We start from the raw sequence: 21,872 nt of genomic DNA on the forward strand, positions 1-21,872 counted from the left end.
CGTTGGACAGCCGCGAAATCGATCTCGGCTATCAACGTCGGCTGAGCAAAGATTAGCTTTTTGCCCTTCAGGGCACGGGGGTCGTGGTTCTCAAATCGTCGAGCGCAGTGCGCAGAGACCTTGCATCGTGAAAGCGGTCCCACCGAGCCAGCGTAGAGCCAGCCAATCCTGTTTTTCCCAGCTAGGGCGTGGACTCATAAGCGCGCAGCCAAATCCGGATCGCTGCAAGTTTGATGAAGGCAAGATAGTTTGCGGCAGTTTGTCATATCGGGTGGCGATGCGCCGGCATTGCTTGATCTTATTGAAGAAGCACTCCACCAAATTGCGTGCCCGATACAAATATGGGCTAAAACAGATTGGGTCGTTGCGATTTCGCTTCGGAGGAATGTTAGCCCACGCACCTCGGTCACCGGCGAATGCTCTAATCCAGTCTGCGTCGTACCCTCGATCAGCCAGCAACATTGCGCCTGGATTTAGATCAGACAGCAGCTCGGTGACGAGCCGATTGTCGTGGGCCTCACCGGTCGTCAGTTCAAGGCGAACCAGCATTCCGTTGGTATCGACGCAAGCGTGTATTTTGGTCGTCAGCCCACCTCTCGACCGGCCCATTAGCCTTGTTTCGGCCCCACCCACGCAACCGCCGTGCTGATGTACGCGGACAATGGATGTGTCGATCATCTGGACGGAGCCATCATGGGTTTCCGCGAGGGCCTCCATGATCGAGTCCCAGATGCCAGCCATCCGCCAACGAACAAACCGGTTGTAGCAGGTCGTGTAAGGCCCAAAGTTCTCTGGCAGAAGCGCCATGGCGCTCCCGACCGCAATATCCAGAAGATGCCGTTGAGGACCCGCCGGTCGTCGACCTTCGGCACGCCGCGCGGCTTGTTCGGAAGGAACGGCCTGATGGCAGTCCACTCATAGTCCGTGAGTTCGTATCTCATGATTCGAGGTCCCGGTTGGGGAACTTGAATCATGTCTATCTTAGTGCTCGCAACACCGAACGGCAGTTCCGAAATGGGTCGGATAGCGGACATGCCGCTGACATGTCAAAAGCGACGCGCATGACCCAGAGGAGACATTTATTCAGCGCCATTTTGTTCGCAGCGAATTATGACAACGGCATAAGTACGTGACACTCAGTCGCCGCGTTCAGCTTTATTGACTGTGGATCATGCGTGCTGTCGAACGTGATGCCGCTGCACGTCGGCGCACCACGGTTTCCGGTCCAACTCTTCACCTACAAACGCCGCTCATATTGATATCTCACAGACGGTCAATACTGCTCAGCTTAAGTCGGCTGCCGGACTTATATTTTTCGGGCGGGAACGATGGCTCTACCGATGTACCGTGATGGTTGCGCTCCCGCCGATGATGCGGTGAGCCCGTTAAATCAAACGATTCGCTTATTCGGGATAAGGAGCGCAGGGTGAAATCGGCCTCGATAGGAGGGGCGCTCATGACAATGTTGCAGGAAGTTGAGGCTTCGGTCGATGTATACATCACTGGTGAGTTAAGCCGTCGCGCGCCCAAAACAACGGACTACCTCATGGAAAAGTTGGCGATACAGGACCTCGCCGCGCGGATGGCTGACAATCCCGGCGAGATCATGCCGCGCCTCGTTGACTTGGCGCTGGAGATGACCGGGAGTGTCACCGGCGGCCTCAGTCTGTTCGAACCGGACCCAGCGCCGGGCATTTTCCGCTGGCATCACCTGCGTGGCCGTCTGGAGAAGTTCACCGGTGAAACGACGCCCCGGATGTTTTCGCCTTGCGGCGTGACCTTAGACCGCAACTTGCCGGTTTTGTGCAAGCGTCCTGAGAGGACCTACACGTGGCTTCAGGATGCGGAGATTTCGCTGCCAGAATTGCTGCTCGTGCCGCTCTATGTTGGCAGCGTGAAACCAATCGGGACGTTGTGGCTGGTTTCGCAAGATGAGGACTACTATGACAGCGGCCATGCGCGGGTGATGACCGAGCTCGCCTCGTTCGTCGGCATCGCGCTTCACGTGCAACAGACTGAGCAGAACTTGAAGCGGGCACTGGAGCATCAGCAAACGCTGACGCGCGAGATGAACCACCGGGTAAAGAACCTTTTCGCCGTCACCGATGGAATGATCCGGGTCAGCGCCAAGGCTGCGTCCTCACCAGCCGAGATGTCGGAACTTCTCTCCGGCCGCCTCCATGCGCTGGCGGCGGCGCACGACCTCGTCAGGCGTCAGATCGGCGACGAGACGGTGAGCGAAGGGACTGAACTCGACCAGCTTCTCCGGAAGATCCTCAAGCCGCACGAAGATTCGGCCTTTAGCCGCTTCGAAATCAACGGACCGCCGGTCCACCTCGGTGATCGTGCCACGAATGGCGTGGCGATGGTCTTCCATGAACTCGCGACCAACGCCGCCAAACACGGAGCGCTGACGCTCGGCTCAGGCAGGATCAACGTGTCATGGACCCTCAAAGACGAGTATCTGCTGTTGCACTGGCAGGAAAACGGCGGCCCGCAGATCATGGCTGCACCGATCAGGAAGGGCTTCGGCAGTACGCTCACCCACAACACCATCGTCCGCGAATTCGGTGGCACGCTCGATTACGATTGGCGGCCTGACGGACTATCAGTCGATATCAACGTGCCGATCCAGAACTTATCAACCTGAAGCACTGATGCCGCCGCGCGGTGCTACAGTGGCGCTTCATCTCTCGCTCGACAGTGCGCACACGACTAAGACAGCTTGTCGGGCTTAGTAGGGCCCGATGTCCGTTTTTGGCCCGTTTCGGACCTGAGGCGATGTCCTGTTTAAGTCTGCAGTACGACGGATAGCCGACATGGCCTCAAGCTCCCACACAAACGCGCGATTTATGAGGACACGCCCTAGCAGAGGCTGCCAATGCCACCGCGCGCAGCAGCAGACGCTTCATACCCAACGATCATGAAGCTCTCGCTTTGTGTGCACATGATTTTCGTGTGCACTTGATTTTCTGCCAGTCACCTGTCCGGCCGGATCGATAGTTTGGCTGCGCTTCGGCTATGATCCTTCAGCCCCAGTCGGCGAGCGTGCTGCAAAAGTTCGGCTCCACCCCTTTCACTTCTTCCGAAAGGGACCACTCAGTCCCTGCCTGAAACGACCAGGTCTTCAAGCAGATGACGGCGCAAAGATAGTTCCGTTGCGGTGAGGTCGTGTCCGTCAAGATAGACGAGGTCGAAGGCCATGAACACGGATTCGGTTGAACCCGCTTGCCGCCGCGCCCGCCAAGCGACCGCTTCGGGGCGCCAAAGTCCGACCGCCCATCGCCCCCAAGCACAACCGCCTCCCTGTCCAGGATTGCCGTGTGAACATTAAGTTCCCTTGCGGCAGCGGCGATGGTGGGAAAAGCATGCGTCCAGTCGTGGCCTCCCCGGGTGAGGACGCGGATGGTGTTCGGCTCGATATGGATGGCTAGGCGATAGCCGTCTCACTTGATCTCGTAAAGCCACTCACTTCCTTTTGGCACCTTCGGCCTGGAGGAGTGCGAGGCAAGGCTCGATCCGCTGTGGCACCGGATCGAAGGGCAAATCGGGCTACTGCTGATTGCGGTCTTGCAGCGGACGTGAGCGAAATGCAGGCTTGGTTGGCTCGCGCAGCGCAACCGCAGGTCTCGGCGGTTGCCTCCGTGCGCCGGCCATCAGCGCTTGCCCGGGCGGCTCTCGACTTCTACCGATTTGCGAAGTGCATCCATGATGTTGATGACATTGCTCGACGTCGCCTTGTCACCTGAAGTCTTCGATTTTGTTGAGCGCTTCGTCTTCTTGCGCTTCGCCTCGATGATTTCGAGGAGCTTGTCCTGCACCGGATCGGACACAAGCTTGCTGTCCCAATGGCGGGTCTGCTTCTTGATCAGCTGCTGAATAAGCGGCATCATCTCTGCATCCGAGGGGCCCCCGTCGATTGCACTGAAGTAGGTTTCTTCATCGCGCACCTCGTCGCCGTAACGGAGGGTCCACAAGACAATGCCCTTTCCGCGTGGCTCAAGCATGACCGCCCGCTCACGTCGCGATATGACAAGACGCGAGATGCCCACCATGTCTTCTGCGGCCATGGCATCCCGGATGACCGAAAACGCCTCTTGGCCAACCGGGTCGTCGGGCGAGAGGTAATAGGGGGTGTCGAGCCAAATCCATTCGATGGAGTCACGGGGCGAAAAGACGTTGATTTCAATTGTTTTGGTACTGTCCAAGGCAACGTTGTCGAGTTCTTCATCCTCCAGGATAATGTAATCGTTCTCGCCTCTCTGGTAGCCCTTGACCTCGTCTTCCCCCTTGACCTCCTTGCCAGTGACGGCATCAACGTAATGGCTAACGACGCGATTGCTGGTCTGCCGGTTGAGCGTGTGGAAACGCACTTTCTCGCTCGCAGATGTTGCTGGCATCATCTGCACGGGACAGGTGACCAGCGAGAGCTTCAGATAGCCTTTCCAGTACGGACGTAGCGGCATGGTTGTGTGCTCCCGTCACGCTGCGCGCTTGGAGCGCGCGGCTCGTTTTGGCTCCGTCGCACCGGCGTCGGCCTTCGGAAGAGCGCGTTTGTCCCTGCGCGTGGATGCCAAGGCGCTCTGACGCAAAGCCTGCAACAGATCACTCGCTTTGGCCGGAGGCGGCGTTTTCCTCTTCGGCAAGGCTCGACCTTCAATCTTCGCCTTCACAAGCTCAGCAACTGCGGCGTCATAGCGGTCATCAAACGCCCTGATGTCGAATGAGCCCTTCTTGGTGTTGATGATGTGCTTGGCCAGATCCAACATCTCGCCTTCAATCTTCATCGCTGGCACGTCGTCAAAAGCTTCATTGGCCGAACGAACCTCATAGTCGAAATTGAGCGTGGTCCCGATCAGGCCTTTGCCATGAGGGCGGATTAGGACCGTGCGCAAGCGGCGGAACAATACAGTCCTGGCTAGCGCGGCAACCTTCGCCTGCTTCATGCCATCGCGCAGCAGCCGGAACGCATCTGCACCCATCCTGTCTGGCGCCAGATAGTAGGGCTTGTCGAAATAGACGTCATCGATCTCGTTACAGGGGACAAAAGCTTCGATCCTGAGGGTCTTGTCGCTGTCGGGAACTGCCGATGCGACCTCCTCTGGTTCGAGCACGACATAGTCACCGTTCTCGATCTCGTACCCTTTGACCTGGTCTTCACGCTCGACGGGATCGCCTGTTTCGCTATCGATAAACTCGCGCCGTACCCGGTTTCCTGTCGATCGGTTGAGAGTGTTGAAAGCGATCCGTTCCGAAGACGAAGCGGCGGTGTAAAGAGCAACAGCGCACGCTACTTCTCCGAACTTGATGTAGCCCTTCCAGTTTGCACGTGATGCAACCATGATACCCGCACTCCGACACAACTTATGCGAGTCGTTAATCAACTCGGGATCACAATGTTCCGATTCAAAAATGAATCCGTTTTCAAAGGCTTAGGAGGGCGACGCCACAGGTCGAGATGCAGCGATCAAGGCGTGAGAGATCGCTACGATGTCGCTGCCAGAGCTAACCTTCGATGGTAGCCCGGGATGCACTGCCGGACGAACATTAGTCCGGTGCGTTCGTTACGGGCCCGAACAGAGAGATCCAAAATGGGCGACAAGGGTGCGACCAAACATGTGCAGCGAAGGAGCGGGTAGGAACGGCACAAGGCGGCGGAGCAGGTCGCACCGCCTGTCCTCTCCCGAGTACCTGATCGACCTGGCCGCCGCCGAAGGCATGCCGGAAAATGCACCCGACGCGTTCCAGGCGCAGTTCTTGAGCACAGCGGGTCTCGTCGGGTGAAAGCACCGGATCATCCACCACCTCCATCAGAGAGCTGTAGTATGTCTCGGGCTCGAAAAGCACCGTCTGTATGTGCGCTGCCTGTGCACCCGCGCCATCACCATGGCTTGCCTGAAGCCAAGCCAATTGCAGCCGCTGCCAAACCACGTCGGAAAAGGCCTGTTTCTCCTCCAATACATGCTGACTCCTGACCTTGGCCTGGGAAGCAGGAGGTGCCGCCTGCACGACAAAGTTGAGGCCTTGACGCTCGGCATAACGGATCGCCGCTTCCAGCGTCGGAAAGTTCAGTTCAACCTGGGTCAGGGTGTCCCGGCCGCCCGTATAGCCCATCAGCGGCTCGATGAACGGGGCTGTGCGAGGTTCGAAGACCAATCGCCAGTCCTTTCGGGGCTTTGCCGAGGTCATGGCCGAGCGGCATGGCTGGTAGATCCGTGCCGTTGCGCCGTCCGGAAACACTGACCACCCCATTGACAAAGCCGGCTCGGCCAGTCGAGGCCGATTGTCATTGTCCGGTCGGCCGGAGGTCCTGGTTGGGTTTTTGATGGCGCTGCTTTGAACTGTCTCCATTTGTCTCTCCCTCCCTATCATGAAGGGGTGGTACGAGCAGCGGCCGTGGCGGCCGCTGCTCGTACTGCCGTGCGTCAGTTCCTGCCGTTGATTGCGATCCGCTTGGCCTTCGCCTGCGCCCGCTCGGTCTTGGGCAAGGTCACGGTCAGCACCCCGTTTTTGAAGGCGGCGTTGACCTTGTCTTCCTCGACCTCGTAGCCGAGCGGAATGAGGCGCTCGAAGCGACCGTAGAAGCGCTCGGAGAACTGCCGGTCTTTGTCCTCGGTCTCGGAACGCTTCTCGCCTTTAAGCTTGAGGGCCCCGTTTTCCAGCAGTACTTCTATGTCGTTCTCGTCCAGGCCAGGTATTTCCGCCGTGACGCGGACTTCCCTGTCCGTGTCGGAGATTTCGACACTCGGCCAACTGGCCCCGAAGGAGGAACCAAAGGCCGGCAGTCTTGGGCCAAAGCTGCGGAAGGCGTCATCGAACAGCCGGTTTACCTCCCGGTGAAGAGAGACGAAGGGGTCTCGATCTCCATCAGGGAAGAGACTGGGGGCCGAGTTTCCGTTGCCCCGGCCCCATGGGATCAAGTCACGTACGCTCATTGTCTTTCTCCTTTCGTAGGTGTCTGAGCCGGGCGGGACGCCCGGCTCAAGCGGAAGCCTTCATGGTGGATTGCTCAGGCGGCCAGCTTGTCGGCCTCGACCTTGGGCGCCTCGATCTTCGGCATGGGAGCCCCGCCGGAGATTTCGATCTTGCGCGGTTTCATCTCCTCGGGAACCTCGCGCTTGAGATTGATGCTCAGCAGCCCGTTCTCAAGGCTGGCGCCAGCCGCCGTCACGTGGTCGGCCAGTTCGAACCGACGCTCGAAAGCGCGCCCTTTGATGCCCCGGTAGAGATACTGGCCGTTCTCATCGCTGGATTGCGACCCGCTCACAACCAGCATGTTGGGCTGGTGAGTGATGGTCAGCTGGTCTTGCGAGAAACCGGCGACCGCCATCGTGATGCGATACTCATCATCATCAACCTTGGCGATATCGTAGGGCGGCCAGTTGTCGAACGAGGCCACACGGCTCGCACTTTCAAGCATGTCGACCATGCGGTCGAAGCCGATGCTGGACCGGTATAGGGGGGTAAAATCGAGGTTCATAACCACATCCTCCTTTGAGCAACATGGATCATAGGAGGCGCCAAGAGCCTTGCCGCCTCCTGGTCTTGCCGGCCCCATTGGGCGACCGGCGACCATCAATTTAGAATCGGGACTTGCACCTTCAAGAGGAAGAATAGGAAAATTTTAGCGGCAATCTGGGCAAAGGCACCCATGCAACCCCTCCCGCCGGCGGGGTCACTCGCCGATGGGCCCATGGTGCAAGAACAATTACGTCGCGCTTAAATCCGATCGACGAATGGTACGAACGCGGCCACTACCGCGCTGTCACTGCCGTCAGGACCGGTAAGCTCGTCCGATTGATCCAATTGTTGCAACGCATCCATGATCGCGTCGAAGCTGACCGGTTCACCCGCCCCCGGCAGCATGCGAAGCGCTGGCACGGATTCTACCGCGCAGGCATCCGACGCCCATGACGAAAGGATGGCCCGCTTCTCCTGAACGTCCAAGGCAACGTCGGCCAAAACGTCGTGGGGATGTTTGAAATGCCGTGCCGGATGCAGCAAGCGATCCAGAAAAACATCAGGGGCCACGGGTTCAATCGATGCAAAATGGGTCGAAATGGCTGCTTCCATTGATGGTCCTCCGCTTCCGACAATCTCCTGCGTGTTGAGTTTGGCGGCGCTCGCGATTCCCGCCAGACGAAATTTTGGAACGTCTCAAGCAAGTTTCAATGGCTCGGCACGGGTCACATCCCGTCGTCAACGCCTCAGAACCATTTTATCGGGCCGGTGAAACAATCGGCGAGAATCTCAGTTCTGACGTCTGGCGAACTCGAAGGCCGAATCCGGCAGGAGAACCAGTCATGTCTTACCTCTCTAGGAACTTGTGCATTGGCTTGATCACAGGAGCCCTGATGCTCTCGACTGGCGGCCTTGCTCCGGCCACCGCACAGGAAATTCCGAACGACTTCAGCGCAATCGTGCGTCAGAAGCTGCCAGCGGTTGTCGCAATCACGACCAGGCAGATCATCCAGGATCAAACGACGCTCAACGACTTTCTCAATCCCTTCGACGGGGGAGGGCGTATCCAGCCCCAGGTGCGGGAAGCACTCGGCTCCGGCTTTGTGATCAGTCCCGAAGGCTTCATCGTCACCAATAACCATGTCGTCGCCGACGCAACTGAGATTCATGTCGTGTTCTCCGACAAGGAGACGGCGCCTGCGCGGGTGGTGGGCCGCGATCCGGCAACTGACATCGCGGTATTGAAAGTCGATCCTCGGCCCAACATGACGGCGACGGCCTGGGGGGATTCGGAGGCGATGCAACCAGGGGCCTGGACCATCGCCATCGGCAGTCCTTTCGGCCTCGGGGGCACCGTCACCGTCGGCGTCCTTTCTGCGCGCTCTCGCGATATCCAGGCCGGTCCATACGACGACTTCCTGCAGACAGACGCCTCGATCAACAGAGGTAACTCGGGAGGTCCTTTGTTCAACGCGCGCGGCGAAGTCATTGGTGTCAACACGGCAATCGTGTCGCCGTCAGGCGGCAGCATAGGCATTGGGTTCGCGGTGCCATCGCGCACAGCTCGGACCATCGTCGACCAACTGATCAGCACTGGCCGCATCGAGCGCGGCTTCATCGGCGTGCGTCTTCAGGAGGTCACGCCCTCCATTGCCGAGGCGCTCGGAATACCGGGCGCCAAGGGAGCGCTGGTTGCCTCGGTCGAGGCTGGCAGCCCGGCGCAGAAATCGGGAATTCAGTCCGGCGACGTGATCACCCGGTTCAACGGCAAGGACATCCAAGGCGTCCATGACCTGACGCTGGCGGCAGCAAGCCAAAAGCCGGGATCGAAAGTGACCGTGACAACGAACCGGGGCGGCACAAACCAGGAATTGTCGCTGACTGTCGATCAACGCAGGGACCAGGAGGAACAGACCGGTGCCATTCCAAGCCTGGGGACTGAGGACCAGCGCCTTGGCCTATCGCTGAGCGCCATTCCGGACGAAGCGCGCCAGCAACTGGGCCTGCAAGCCGACACCATGGGCGTGTTCGTCCAGGATGTCGCTCCGAACAGTCTTGCAGCCGAAAGCGGCATCCGGCCAGGCGACGTTATCGTGTCGGCCAACAACCGAAACATGACCCAGCCGTCCGACGTCCGTGAGGAATGGGCGAAATCCCGTCAGCAGAAAAAGCCAGTGCTATTCCGTATCGACCGGCAGGGACAATCGCTTTTCGTTGCTGTGGCAAACTCTTGACTGACAGGCCAGATGGCGTCGCGATCTCTGCTGTTGGGCTGGCCCACTAGCGGAGCGCACCAGAGTTGTGAAGCTGATAAGCAGTATGTTTTGAACCGGCGGTCCCTAGGTTTCGGTATCGCCTGACCGATAAACGCGCTGTCCGGCCGGGGCGCCTCGACCTCAATGAAGCGAGGAATCGCCGTGCGACGAGCCGGTGAAATTGGCGGAAGACGTGACGGAAACGCGCGAGCGTGCCAAAAGCACTGGGGACTTGCTGGTGATTGCTATCTTTAACTATGCCGATTTGCGGCTTGGCCGATCTTGGCCGATGCCTTCCTTGGCCAGGCTCTTTCGAAGAACTGAGGCCAAGTCGACCACGTTCTCCTTGGGTTTCGGCGCCGGTTTCGGGGGTTTTTTGCCCTTGCGTTTGGCGTCAATCATAGCAATCAACGCATCCTCGTAGGTGTCCTCGAACTTCGAAGGATCGAACTTTGTCACCTTCTTGTCGATGAGAAGCCCCGCGATTTCGAGCAGATCCGAATCGTACTTTGGGCTTTTCACATCGTCGAAGACGGTCTCTTCCGCTGTCATCTCATTGTGGGTCCGTAGCTCGGTCAGCAACATCCCTTTTCCAAGGGGCTGTATCAACACTTCGCGCCCGCGCTGATAGAGTACGACGCAGGAGCGTGCCGCAACGCGCTTTTTGGCCATCGCATCGCGCAGGACGGCAAAGGCCTCCAGGGAGGCACCGTCTGCCGGGATCAAGTAATATGGTTTCTCCAGAAAACGTGTGTCGATCTCGGCAACAGGAACGAAGGAATCGACGTCAAGTGTATGCTGCGACGTAAGCTTCAGTTTCTTTATCTCGTCCGGCTCGACGTGGATGAAATCATCCTTGTCCGCCTCATACCCTTTGATCTGATCCTCGGCTTCGACAACGTCGCCAGTCTCTTCATCGACATAGGCGCTTTTGACCGGTAAACCGTCCTTGCGGTTCAAAATCTTGAAGTGGATCTTGGATGCCTCGCTTGTGGCACCAACTATCTTCACCCCGCATGACACGGAACCAACCCTCAGAAAGCCCTTCCAGACCGCGCGTGGCGCCACCATGCCGTTTCTCCTAGACGTCGATCTCGGCACAACGTCAGGCACACGGTTCTGTTCCGCAACGTTGGCAGCACTCATTGCCAGCAGCCCAAGACTTATTCCTCCCGGTAATCCAGCAGCTTCGCATGTCGAAGCTTGTCCTCGCCCTTCAAGACCTGACGCGCGCGACGAGACCAGGCTTCAGCCATTCTTTCTTTAGGCCGATCGGCACCGGTCCGCCGATCTTGCCTTGCACGCGATCCTATAGTCGCTGACGCTTGTCGGCTTTAAAGGCAACGAAAGCGCCGCCGGCATAGGGGCCCTTGTCGGCCACGAGCACCATTGCGGGCTTTCCAGCCTCGCGCTGCACACCAATGATGTCCATTTCCTTTTCGGCATAGCACTTGATCTTGCGCCAGTTCGTCGTCAGCCCGCTGCGGTAGACGCTGTCCTTGCGCTTCGACACCATGCCCTCCAGCCCCGCCTTGTCGACCAGGTGATAAACCGCGTCGCCGGTGCCGGGCATGGCTTTGCTGACCTGAATGCGACCGACGGCTGGGATCAATGCCTGCAGGATTTCGCGGCGGTCTTCCACCGGCATATTGCGCAAATCATGCCCGTTCAGGTGCAGCAGATCGAACGCCACCAAATACAGGTCGCGCGACGGCTTACGGCGGGTGACGGCTGACTGCAGGGCGTGGAAGTCGGACAGGCCGGCCTCGTTGACCGTGATTGTCTCGCCATCGATGATGAAACTTTCCGCCTCGATCGCCTCCGCTTCTCCGGCAAGTTCGATATAGCGGCCGGTCCAGTCGTATCCGTTCTCGGTGAACAGCCGGATCCCGTTTTCATCCTTGATAATCTGGGTCCGATACCCGTCGAATTTCATCTCATGAAGCCATTCGTCGCCCTGCGGTGGCCTGTCGACCAGCTCGGGCTCCATGGGCTTGATGAACTTCAGAGGCATGCGCTGACTCGCATAGTGCGATTCAATTAGCGAGCGCTAAAATGGTTCCGGAACATTTTAGACGATTTGAATGTTTGATAGCTATGACGAAACTATGCGACCTTGGCCCGCCGATTCCCGGCAAGCAGCACGACGGCGAGCCTGCCGACGATCAAGAGAATTTCATGATTTGCCCGGTATGCGGCCAGCGGCTCGACATGCGTGACTTCCGCCAGGTCGCTTGGCACGATCAGCCCCAACACGAGCCGTTGGAACTGGAGCCCTATGTCACGAGCCGGAATGGATACCGATTGCGAACGTGGTCGTTGAAATAGCGGCCCTTGGCGAAGGCGGCTTTGAACGCGGTGAAGGTCTCAAGCGGTACGTCCAGAAAGTCGTACTGCCTGCCACTCGCTACAAACCACACTGAGAGAACCCTGGTTTCCGGATCGTATTCGAACTTGTGTATTGAGGTCGACGGCATGGTGCACCAGCTGTTCCGGTGAGCGACCCGCGAGATGGCCCGCCCACTGAGGAAGCAGCGAGCGGGCCGACCACGGCTGTACGTCCATGGCCATCATCGCCGCCACGGAAGGGACGGTGACGGCATTCCAACTCTCATTGGATTTCGGCGTTCCACACATAAACAAAAAGGCCCGCCACCTCTCGGCAGCGGGCAGTGTAGGTCGCTAGGATCACCCAGCGGTACTAAAGTACACGCCGCCTCGCCAAAAGGGAAACCTTAGATATCGCTAATGCATGATTCGGACCCTGGGGCTGACCGTGTCGTATCAAATCCGAGAATATCCCTGCGGGCCAGGTGATAGCGGGAATATCGTGCAGAGGCTCCGACGTCCTATTGTGCAGCCGAACAGGCAACGAAAAGGCGCGTGACGCTCCACCGATCCGAAAACGACTTTCTTGAGGTGACCGACGAGAGCAACGGCTAGCAGCGGCGGGCCGTGCCTAGGGATAGTTGGACGAAACGGTGGGTACACCCCTGCTGGATGGGTGAGGTGCAAAACGATGCAACCACAATGCCCCGATGCGCGACAGAAAGCCGTCGCAACGTCGTCGTTATTCAAGCCGGAATTCAACCGCATGCTTGTCGGCATCACTAATAAGGCCGCTGTCCATAGCGGTTTCGAAGGCCTTGGTGAAATACTGATCATCGGAGGCTTCGTGATCCTGCTGTGCAATATCGATCGGCAGTGCTCCGATCACGCGGCCTGTCGTCTTCTCGATCACCGTGACGGTCCTCTGCATCAGGGTTTGTTAACCGTGTCGTCGACTGCGTTGGCCGTCGATTTGACGTCCCTGCCGACGCCGCGGACGGTGTTGGCGCAAGCCGTAAGGGCCAAAGCACAGGCAAGAATGACAATCGGTGCGGTGCGTAGCAGTTTCATGGACGGGTTCTCCTATTTGTCCTGGTTTATCATGTCCGTTTAGTGCCGTATCGCACCGGATTGGCCTGTAACCGCCATCACCTTGTTGTGGGCGGCCGCTTCATGTGCGGTGTCAAAGGGCGTTGCGACGGTCGTCCCATCCGGAGCCAGTATCACAGCCAGGAACGGAAGGCCGATCAGCGGTGGTGCGTAGACAACGTACGCTGGGCGGGCATTTTTCATTGCCCATGTAGCACCTTTTGTCGGTTAGTACCTAATCCACGCCCTGAAAGATGAAAAAGCCCGCCAGCCGGTGCCAGCGGGATTCCAGGGTCAAAAGACCTGCTCACGTCGCAGAAAGACCGGACTCGATGACTTGCGCCGTGATTGAGGAAAGTATTCCCCGCTTCGTCAGGACCGGCTTTTCATAGGCTTTTTTCATAGCTGCTCCTCGCTTTTTCACACACCGAAACTGGTTTGGGCAATTAACTCGTCAAGCTGATGCTAAAAAGGCCGCCAGCTTTCGACAGGCTAGGTCTGAGTAGCTGGCTCAACCAGCATAGGTCAATGAGCGGCGGCATTTGGTTGCAAACCGCGCCCGATCTCGTTCGACCTCTTGCTCTTTGTTTCCCCTCCACGCCACTGGCCGGAGCATCGTCCTCGTCATTGAGCAACGGGCAGGCTCAGAAGCCGTGGATTCCCGTCAACATCATCTGAAATCGTGTCGGCATCGCGGCCGCTGAGATTGCTCGCTAAGCGTCTCCCTCTTTATCTGTCGGTGGCTGGCCAACCTTAAAATGCCGAAGCGCCTCTATTCTTCACATTGCGCCTTCCTGCACCAGCACCTTGGCAAGCGATTCCTTCTGGCGGGAAACAGCCATGATTTTTTCCTTTCGGATAGCGATAGGGGTATCGTCGTGGCGGCAGGAGGCGACCTATGCAGAGTTTCACCGTCGAGCTGATACGCGACGGCAGAGCCGTGGAACGTGCCGAGATTCAGGCCGAAAATGTTGTGGAAGCCGCGAAGATGTGGGGACCGGTAACCATCCCGTACGCCGAAGAGCCTGACATTGGCGAATGGATCAGGGTAACGCACCCCGACGGCAACACGACAACTTGGTTTGAGCGATCGCTAGGCGGCGGCAGCTAGGTGTGGGCTCGCTGGCCAGGATAACGGCAGGGTCGAGGGCAAGAGCGGTGACGCACGCCACGCGTCGCGATCATCGCAGAAGAAAACGGAGGGATGATCCGGTGCGAACCAGCGGGCGAAGAACTTCGGTCGCGTTGGACGGCAAACTGGCAATCCAGATTGACGGCTGTCCTGTCGAAATTGGTCGACCAAGACTTAGCCGGCCCTCCCAAATCCGGGAACGATGTTAGCGGGAGAGCGCTACATCCCCGGGCCCCCCATTGGGCGCGTCTTTTACTGCCGCCGGCATAAAGCGTGAGCAAGTCGTGATCGATCGCAGCGGCAGTCCGTCAACCCGGCGCCGCGAGTTGTGCGCGAGAGCACTGGCTTCCGAGCGTTTCCTCCAGCCGAGCCATTCGGCGACTGACAACGGATTTGCGACTCCCGCCACGATACGCCTCGTCCCTGCGTGATCTACCGAAGGTCCTGGCTTCGGCTTCTTCTGATCTGGCACATCGTACACTCAGTGCGTCCGGCCGGAGCGGAGATGCATCTCGATCTTATTGATTGCCTTGGTGAGGACATCGACTGCCTGCAGATTGACCGCGAAGTCGAAGTTCCCTTGCGCCGTTTCGAATATCAGAACGCCGACCTTGGCGAGGTCGTCGCTCATCATGCCTATTCCAATGCCGGTCGGCATATAGGGTGGTTTTTCTGACATGGTTCTCTCCTCAGATGCGGTGTGGGCTTGTCGGGCTTTTGGCCATCCAGCGTCCGACCTGGAGTGGCCAAGCACGATCGATGGACGATGGCCGTGTAACCCGTCTATTCGAAATGCATCGACTGGCCGCGCATCATCGCCAGGGTCAGTGCAATTGCAGGATTTGCAGGTGGCTTCTCCATAAGCAGGGAGCCGTCGAAATCGCGCCATGCCGCCATGCGCAATTCTTCACCGTCTTCGCTGGCTGCAGGGTCGAAAACGTGGGCATCATAGGGATCCCTGTCAATCTCGATCGTCCAGTCCTTGAGCGCCTTGCGAGCCATTTCTTCCACCTGGGCGAGGTCACTGGTGAAGAAGGGGATGCGGTCGCCATCTTCCGAAAGCGGCTCGACCCGATCCAGCGTCGGCCGCTCGGGCACCCAACCAAGAACGAAGGCAATATCGAAATCGATCTGGCGGTCCGGGCCAGTTGTACCCTCCAGCCGTTTGACGACGTCAGGATAGAGCTGCTTGCGCGCCGGCCACGTGTTCGCAAGTGCCTTGGCCTGCAGTCTCGTTCGGGGCACATCGATCAGTTCCATGATCTGATGGCGCGGAACCTTGTCCTCCGGCCAGCCCGCACAACATGCAGTCCTCGCAGCCTCGTCGGCCTCCATCCAGACCGAAGCAGCCTGGTCCTCGTTCTCGGTTGGCTGGTCGTCTTCCGGAAAGCCTTTGATATCCCACCTTTCCAACGCGAACAAACCTTCCGTGCCTTGCAAAGCCGTAATGCCGGCGCGCGCGAAAACTGCTTCGGCTGCCCCGACCCCGCGTGCCAGTTCCTCGGGCGTTGCCCCTTCAATGTTCAAGCGAAGTTCCATGGTTCGCCTCCTGTATCAATCCTCCCTGCAGTGAACAAAATAAGAACAAAGGTGTCAAGAGACTCCTGATGGTCGGGAAATAGTTCTTTTTTTCAATGGGGTAGGTCACATTGGGCAATCGGTTGAGGCTTCGTGCTCAATCCCAACGCAACTGCATTCATGGCCGCTGCTACACGCGGACCACAGCGGACGAGGGACAGTCGGTCCCGCGTCCTGTCCTGCGGCCGGCGCTATGTTGAGGCTCCTATGGCTGTCCTGTTAACCGCCCGCGGCGGCGGCGAATTTCCTCCGTCCCGCGCGCGACAATGTCCGCAATTGCGGACGCGCGCAGGACTGCGGTTTATACGTCGTTTTTCCTTGGGCGCCGCCAGCCGGCGCGAACATCCAACAGGACAGGTGGCCTTCGACGCCTCGTCCTGTTGGCAAACCGTTCTTCCGGTGCCACGGGGCGGTCGCGACAAACATTTCTTCCGCAGCGCCACCTCGCCATGCCATTGACTCTTTATTAGGAAGGGAACAAATGAGGAACATTCCGCCAGCATATCGCGTTCAGGGGACAGATGAGTGCATCGAGGCCAAACGCTGCTATTTCCGATCTGCGAGATCGCATTTCGCGTCTCGAAGGCGGTAATGCGCGCAAAAGGGCGGTGCTCCCATTCGGCATCTCCTCTATCGACAATCATCTGCCAGGCGGGGGTGTGGCGCTTGGCGCACTTCATGAAGTTGCCGGCGGCGGCAATGGAGCGATCGATGGCGCCGCAGCGTCGCTTTTTGCGGCCGGGATTGCAGCCAGGACGCAAGGCAAGGTGCTGTGGTGCGTGACGCGCCAGGATCTGTTTGCGCCGGCAATCGCCCAGGTCGGACTGCATCCCGACCGGGTGATCTATGTTGAAGCCGGTGACGACAAATCTTTGCTCGCCTGCTTCGAGGAAGGTCTACGGCATGTCGGGCTTGGGGCTGTGGTCGCGGAAGTGGCGCGCCTGTCCATGACTGCCTCGCGCCGGTTGCAACTGGCATCGGAAGGCTCCGGCGCAATGGGTATCGCCATCCGCCGCTGGCGCCGCCAGACCGAAGCCGCCGACTTCGGGCAGCCGACGGCGTCTGTCACCCGCTGGCGGGTTTCCGTGCTGCCGTCGCGACCGCTGCCTGTGCCCGGCGTTGGCCGGGCGCGATGGCAACTTGAACTGATCAGATCTCGTGGAGGGGAAACACTCGATATCGAAGTGGAGGCTTGTGATGCCAAGGGTCGTCTCGCTCTTCCTTCCAAACTGGTCGACCGACCGGCTCAGAAGGAAATTGGGCGACGTCTCGCCGCCACCGGATAAGCCTTTGGTGCTGGTCGGGCGGCATGGTAGTCGTCGCCTGGTGACTGCGGTGGATCGCGCGGCAATAGAAGCAGGCTTGCGCGTCGGAATGCTCGCGACGAAGGCACAGGCCCTCGTGCAGGGCCTGGCGGTTATGGACGCGGAGCCCGATGCTGACGCGGAGGCATTGGAGCGGCTGGCGCTATGGGCGTTGAGACGCTATGCGCCGATCGCCGCTGTGGATACTCCGGACGGATTGGTCATGGAGACCACTGGCGCCGATCACCTTCATGGCGGCGAACAGTTGATGCTGTCCGATATGGTCGAGCGTCTCAGCCACGTCGGCTTCTCGGCGCGGTCAGCGATTGCCGATAGCTGGGGTGCTGCTCATGCGGTGGCGCGGTACGTCAAGCAGACCGTCAGCGTGGTCGCTGTCAATGCAACCTGTGATGCGATCCTTCCTCTGCCCATCGCGGCACTGCGGTTGCCCGATGCGATCGTCAGCGGTCTGCGAATTTTGGGCTTCGACAGGGTTGGCGAGCTTCTGAAGCAACCACGCGCGCCACTGACCCTGCGCTTCGGACCGGAACTGGGTCGTCGCCTTGACCAGGCTTCTGGACGCCTTGCCGAACCGATAGAGCCCGTGCGGCCAGCCGATGTGGTCGAGGTAAGACGAGCCTTCGGCGAACCCATCGGCGCGGCCGAGACGATCGCCCGCTACATCGGCAAGCTTGTTCAAGCGCTATGTGTCGAGCTGGAGACCAAGGGCCTTGGCGCCTAGCGGCTCGACCTGCTGTTCTACCGGGTCGACAACAGCATCCAAGCCATTCGCGTCGGCACTGCCATGCCGGTCCGCGACGTGAAGCGGCTGACGCGTTTGCTATGCGACAAAATCGAGAAGATCGATCCGGGTTTCGGCATCGAGTTGATGCGCTTGTCCGCACCCTTGGCCGAGCCGTTGACGCCCAAGCAGACCATCTCCTCACTTATCGAGCAACCGGACGCTGACATCTCAGACCTGATCGACATCCTCGGCAATCGTGTGGGCTTGGAGAAGCTGTATCGGTTTACCCCGGTGGCAAGCGACGTGCCCGAGCGATCGTTCCGGCGCGTGGCGCCGGCCTCGGCCGAAACCGGCCAGGCATGGCCAGATCATTGGCCGCGGCCGGCTCGTCTGTTTGCCGTGCCGGAGCCCATCGAGGCGATAGCGTTGCTGCCGGATCATCCGCCGGCGAGCTTCACCTGGAGAGGCATCCGCCGACGGGTCAAGCGCGCCGATGGCCCCGAGCGGGTCTTTGGCGAATGGTGGAAGCGTGATGCCGAGCTTGCCGCCGTGCGCGACTATTTTCAGGTCGAGGACGAAGCCGGCGAGCGGTTCTGGATCTATCGCGCCGGCGACGGCGAGGATGCCGCGACCGGTTCGCATCGCTGGTTCCTGCATGGCATCTTCGGATGACTGCGTCGTATATTGAACTCCAGTGCACCTCGCATTTTTCCTTCCTGCGCGGCGCCAGCTCCTGCGAGGAATTGTTTGCGCAGGCCGCAATCATGGCCCTGCCGGCGCTTGCCATCTGTGATCGCAACAGCCTGGCTGGCGTTGTGCGGGCTCACGAGGCTGCAAAGGCAACCGGCGTCAGGCTGATCGTCGGCTGCCGGCTTGATCTGGCGGAAAAGATCTCCATCCTGGTCTATCCAACCGATCGCGCGGCCTATTCGCGGCTTTGCCGCTTGCTGTCGCTGGGCAAGAAGCGTGGCGGCAAGGCGAAATGCCTCCTGCATTGGGCAGACCTTGTCGCCTATGGCGAAGGCCTTGTTGCCTTGTTCATTCCGGATCAGGCTGATGACACATGCTCGCTCTGGCTGCGGCGGCTACACCAGGCATTTGGCAATCGAGCCTATATGGCGCTGACCTTGTTTCGCCGTCCAAATGACGCGCTGCGGCTGCACGAACTGTCCAACCTTGCCGGAGAGGCCGGCGTGCCGACGGTTGTTACCAACGATGTGCTCTTCCATGAACCGTCACGGCGCATCTTGCAGGACGTCGTCACCTGCATCCGCCACAATGTCACGATCGATGGTGCCGGGTTTCGGCGCGAGCGGCATGCCGACCGCTACCTGAAGCCGCCTGACGAGATGGCACGCTTGTTCGGCCGCTATCGCGAAGCGATGGCTCGAACCGTTGAAATAGCCGAGCGCTGCCGGTTCTCGCTCGACGAACTTGCCTATCAATATCCCGAGGAGCGGATGCTGCCGGGTCTGACACCGCAGCAGGCCTTGGAGAAACTTACGTGGGAAGGCGCGACGGAGCGTTTTCCCGAAGGCGTGCCGGACAAGGTTGTTGGCACGCTCAAGCATGAATTGCAGCTCATCGAGAAGCTGCAATACGCGCCGTATTTTCTGACGGTCAATGCGATCGTTCGCTTTGCCCGCAGCCAGGACATTCTCTGCCAGGGCAGGGGATCAGCAGCCAACAGCGCCGTCTGCTATGTCCTTGGCATCACCTCGATTGATCCCGACCGCAACGATCTCCTGTTCGAACGCTTTGTCTCGGAAGAGCGTCGCGAGCCGCCCGACATCGATGTCGATTTCGAACATGAGCGGCGTGAAATCGTCATGCAATGGGTGTTCGACACCTATGGCCGTGAGCATGCAGCACTGTGCTCGACCGTCATCCGTTATCGGTCGAAAGGCGCCTTGCGGGACGTCGGCAAGGCTCTGGGGCTGCCTGAAGACCTGATCAAGATGCTGTCGTCGCAGGTGTGGGGCTGGTCGGATGAAGGCGTTCAACCCAAGCATGCCGAGGAGCTGAATCTCAATCTCGGCGATCGCCGCCTGCGCCTGGCGCTGGATCTCGCCAGGCAATTGATCGGCGCGCCGCGGCATCTGTCGCAGCATCCCGGTGGCTTCGTGCTGACCCGCGACCGGCTCGACGATCTGGTGCCGATTGAGCCTGCCGCGATGAAGGATCGCCAGGTCATTGAATGGGACAAGGATGACATAGACGCGCTCAAGTTCATGAAGGTCGACGTGCTGGCGCTCGGCATGCTGTCCTGCATGAAGCGCGGCTTTGACCTGCTGTCGGAGCACAAGGGCATCACCCTTGATCTCGCCACCATCCCTGCCGAGGATCCGCGCACCTATGCGATGATCCGCAAGGCCGATACGCTCGGCACCTTCCAGATCGAGTCTCGCGCCCAGATGTCGATGCTGCCGCGCATCAAACCGCGAACTTTTTATGACCTCGTCATCGAGGTCGCGATTGTTCGGCCGGGGCCGATTCAGGGCGACATGGTGCATCCCTATCTGCGGCGGCGCGAAGGCAAGGAAGAGGTGGTCTATCCCAAGCCTGAGCTCGAAAAGGTGCTTGGAAAGACACTGGGCGTGCCGCTTTTTCAGGAACAGGCGATGCGTGTGGCGATCGAATGCGCCGGCTTCACGCCTGGTGAGGCGGATCAGCTTCGCCGCGCCATGGCGACCTTCAAGCACACCGGCGGCGTCTCCAGCTTCGGTGCCAAGCTGATCGGCGGCATGGTCAAGAACGGCTATCAGCGCGAATTCGCCGAAAAGACATTCAAGCAGTTGGAAGGCTTCGGCAGCTATGGCTTTCCAGAGAGCCATGCGGCAAGCTTCGCGCTGATCGCCTACGCCTCGTCCTGGCTGAAATGTCATCACCCCGATGTCTTCTGCGCCGCTCTGTTGAATGCCCAGCCGGTGGGCTTTTACGCCCCGGCGCAGATCGTGCGCGATGCCCGCGACCATGGCGTCGAGGTGCGCCCGGTGTGTGTGAATACCTCACGCTGGGATTGTACGCTCGAGCCCACTGAGGACGAGGATCGGTTTGCCGTTCGGCTTGGCCTGCGCGTGGTGCGTGGCCTGGCCAACACTGACGCGGCCACCATCGTCACCACACGAGCCGACCAGCCGTTCACTTCGGTCGATGATTTATGGCGCCGAGCCGGCGTTCCCGCTGCCTCTCTGGTTGAACTCGCGCAGGCCGATGGGTTTCAACCGTCATTGTCGCTAGCCAGGCGTGAAGCCCTATGGGCGATCAAGGGACTACGCGACGAGCCGTTGCCGTTGTTTGCAGCCGCATCTTCACGCGAGCAGCAGACGGTGCCGGAGATCCAGGAGCCAAGTGTCACATTGCGTGCCATGACCGCCGGCGGCGAGGTCGTCGAAGATTATAGCCATGTGGGGCTGACCCTGCGCGAGCATCCCGTTTCCTTCCTGCGCGCCGACCTGCGCCGCAAACGCATCGTTTCTTGCCGCGAGGCGATGCAGGCGCGCGACGGACAATGGCTTGAGGCGGCTGGCCTCGTTCTCGTGCGTCAGCGGCCGGGCTCGGCCAAGGGCGTGATGTTCATCACGATTGAGGACGAGACCGGGATCGCGAACCTGGTGGTGTGGGTGAAGGTTTTCGAAAAATATCGCAGGGTCGTGCTCGGCGCCGGCATGATTGGCGTCTACGGGCACATTCAGCGGGAAGGCGAGGTGGTCCATCTCGTCGCGCATCGGCTAAGCGATCTGTCAGGCGATCTCGCCAGCGTTGGTGATCGTGATGCTGCCTTCCCGCTGCCACATGGGCGCGGCGATGAATTCCATCATGGCAGCCCGACACCGGACCCGCGCGGTATGCCAAGGGGATCGCGGCCGAGGAATATCATCGACCCCTATCTGCACATCGATCAGATCAAGGTGAAGACGCGGGATTTCAAATAGGCTTGGTTGGGACGAGCTGCTTTTCCGAGAGATGGCCGGGCCGCA

Annotated in this window: 18 protein-coding genes and 4 pseudogenes; 6 read left to right on the forward strand and 16 right to left on the reverse strand. The window is 59.4% G+C overall.

Translation table 11 applies throughout. From position 1 onward, the window contains the following. Positions 1–181 precede the first annotated feature (181 nt). A pseudogene (locus tag NKH52_RS25350) lies at positions 182–941 on the reverse strand (IS5 family transposase). 515 nt (positions 942–1,456) lie between these two features. Here NKH52_RS25350 and NKH52_RS25355 point away from each other — a divergent pair. Then, positions 1,457–2,650, forward strand: a complete 1,194-nt coding sequence (locus NKH52_RS25355) for an HWE histidine kinase domain-containing protein (RefSeq protein WP_352734939.1) — start codon at positions 1,457–1,459, stop codon at positions 2,648–2,650. 221 nt (positions 2,651–2,871) lie between these two features. On the opposite strand, the pseudogene NKH52_RS25360 reads toward NKH52_RS25355, so the two are convergent. The 7 genes and pseudogenes from NKH52_RS25360 to NKH52_RS25390 form a co-directional block, all read right to left on the reverse strand. Continuing rightward, positions 2,872–3,657: pseudogene (locus tag NKH52_RS25360) on the reverse strand (ATP-dependent DNA ligase); the annotation flags it as partial. Further along, complete coding sequence (ku, locus tag NKH52_RS25365) at positions 3,657–4,466, reverse strand: non-homologous end joining protein Ku (RefSeq protein WP_352734941.1); 810 nt, start codon at positions 4,464–4,466, stop codon at positions 3,657–3,659. The gene ku (NKH52_RS25365) and the pseudogene NKH52_RS25360, both read right to left, overlap by 1 nt. Before the next feature lie 15 nt (positions 4,467–4,481). Beyond that, positions 4,482–5,342, reverse strand: a complete 861-nt coding sequence (ku, locus tag NKH52_RS25370) for a non-homologous end joining protein Ku (protein ID WP_352734943.1) — start codon at positions 5,340–5,342, stop codon at positions 4,482–4,484. A 205-nt stretch (positions 5,343–5,547) separates the two neighbouring features. Further along, entirely contained in the window at positions 5,548–6,351 is an 804-nt protein-coding gene (locus NKH52_RS25375; protein WP_352734945.1) for an NADH dehydrogenase ubiquinone Fe-S protein 4, read from the reverse strand. A 74-nt stretch (positions 6,352–6,425) separates the two neighbouring features. Beyond that, positions 6,426–6,935, reverse strand: coding sequence for an Hsp20/alpha crystallin family protein (locus NKH52_RS25380; RefSeq protein WP_352734947.1), 510 nt, complete (start codon positions 6,933–6,935; stop codon positions 6,426–6,428). Positions 6,936–7,009: 74 nt separating this feature from the next. After that, entirely contained in the window at positions 7,010–7,486 is a 477-nt protein-coding gene (locus NKH52_RS25385; protein ID WP_352734949.1) for an Hsp20 family protein, read from the reverse strand. Positions 7,487–7,719: 233 nt separating this feature from the next. Next, complete coding sequence (locus tag NKH52_RS25390; protein WP_127296066.1) at positions 7,720–8,073, reverse strand: hypothetical protein; 354 nt, start codon at positions 8,071–8,073, stop codon at positions 7,720–7,722. Between the two features lie 74 nt (positions 8,074–8,147). Between NKH52_RS25390 and NKH52_RS25395 the strand changes: the two genes are divergently transcribed. Beyond that, positions 8,148–9,695 carry a Do family serine endopeptidase gene (locus tag NKH52_RS25395; protein WP_352734951.1) on the forward strand — a complete coding sequence of 516 codons (1,548 nt, stop codon included), beginning with the start codon at positions 8,148–8,150 and terminating at the stop codon, positions 9,693–9,695. Positions 9,696–9,971: 276 nt separating this feature from the next. Here the strand turns inward: NKH52_RS25395 and ku (NKH52_RS25400) are convergent, their stop codons facing one another. From ku (NKH52_RS25400) to NKH52_RS25425, 6 genes and pseudogenes are all read right to left on the reverse strand, one after another. Then, positions 9,972–10,787: a non-homologous end joining protein Ku gene (ku, locus tag NKH52_RS25400; RefSeq protein ID WP_352734953.1), complete on the reverse strand. Its 816-nt coding sequence runs from the start codon at positions 10,785–10,787 to the stop codon at positions 9,972–9,974. A 92-nt stretch (positions 10,788–10,879) separates the two neighbouring features. After that, a pseudogene (locus NKH52_RS25405) lies at positions 10,880–11,730 on the reverse strand (ATP-dependent DNA ligase). A gap of 92 nt (positions 11,731–11,822) precedes the next feature. Continuing rightward, positions 11,823–11,957 (reverse strand): hypothetical protein, encoded by a 135-nt coding sequence (locus NKH52_RS25410; RefSeq protein ID WP_352734955.1) that lies wholly within the window; start codon positions 11,955–11,957, stop codon positions 11,823–11,825. Between the two features lie 35 nt (positions 11,958–11,992). After that, positions 11,993–12,193, reverse strand: a complete 201-nt coding sequence (locus NKH52_RS25415; RefSeq protein WP_164780261.1) for a KTSC domain-containing protein — start codon at positions 12,191–12,193, stop codon at positions 11,993–11,995. 593 nt (positions 12,194–12,786) lie between these two features. Further along, positions 12,787–12,957, reverse strand: a complete 171-nt coding sequence (locus NKH52_RS25420; protein ID WP_352734957.1) for a hypothetical protein — start codon at positions 12,955–12,957, stop codon at positions 12,787–12,789. Positions 12,958–12,974: 17 nt separating this feature from the next. After that, positions 12,975–13,115: an entericidin A/B family lipoprotein gene (locus NKH52_RS25425; protein ID WP_128305165.1), complete on the reverse strand. Its 141-nt coding sequence runs from the start codon at positions 13,113–13,115 to the stop codon at positions 12,975–12,977. 916 nt (positions 13,116–14,031) lie between these two features. On the opposite strand from NKH52_RS25425, the gene NKH52_RS25435 reads away from it, so the two are divergent. Next, positions 14,032–14,244, forward strand: coding sequence for a hypothetical protein (locus NKH52_RS25435; protein ID WP_352734960.1), 213 nt, complete (start codon positions 14,032–14,034; stop codon positions 14,242–14,244). Positions 14,245–14,746: 502 nt separating this feature from the next. On the opposite strand, the gene NKH52_RS25440 is transcribed toward NKH52_RS25435, so the two are convergent. Together NKH52_RS25440 and NKH52_RS25445 are read right to left on the reverse strand one after the other, a co-directional pair. Next, positions 14,747–14,944, reverse strand: coding sequence for a hypothetical protein (locus tag NKH52_RS25440; RefSeq protein WP_127296072.1), 198 nt, complete (start codon positions 14,942–14,944; stop codon positions 14,747–14,749). A 104-nt stretch (positions 14,945–15,048) separates the two neighbouring features. Further along, positions 15,049–15,804, reverse strand: a complete 756-nt coding sequence (locus NKH52_RS25445; RefSeq protein ID WP_352734962.1) for a hypothetical protein — start codon at positions 15,802–15,804, stop codon at positions 15,049–15,051. A 560-nt stretch (positions 15,805–16,364) separates the two neighbouring features. Here NKH52_RS25445 and NKH52_RS25450 point away from each other — a divergent pair. The 3 genes and pseudogenes from NKH52_RS25450 to NKH52_RS25460 all read left to right on the forward strand — a co-directional run bounded on the left by NKH52_RS25450 (position 16,365) and on the right by NKH52_RS25460 (position 21,827). After that, entirely contained in the window at positions 16,365–17,129 is a 765-nt protein-coding gene (locus NKH52_RS25450; RefSeq protein ID WP_352734964.1) for an ImuA family protein, read from the forward strand. Further along, a pseudogene (locus NKH52_RS25455) lies at positions 17,041–18,564 on the forward strand (DUF6504 family protein). Before NKH52_RS25450 ends, NKH52_RS25455 begins: the two are co-directional and overlap by 89 nt. Next, positions 18,561–21,827, forward strand: a complete 3,267-nt coding sequence (locus tag NKH52_RS25460) for an error-prone DNA polymerase (RefSeq protein WP_352734966.1) — start codon at positions 18,561–18,563, stop codon at positions 21,825–21,827. The pseudogene NKH52_RS25455 and the gene NKH52_RS25460 overlap by 4 nt, the downstream one beginning before the upstream one ends. Positions 21,828–21,872: the final 45 nt, after the last annotated feature.

It is taken from the genome of Mesorhizobium sp. M1066, from assembly GCF_040318635.1.
Classification (GTDB): domain Bacteria; phylum Pseudomonadota; class Alphaproteobacteria; order Rhizobiales; family Rhizobiaceae; genus Mesorhizobium.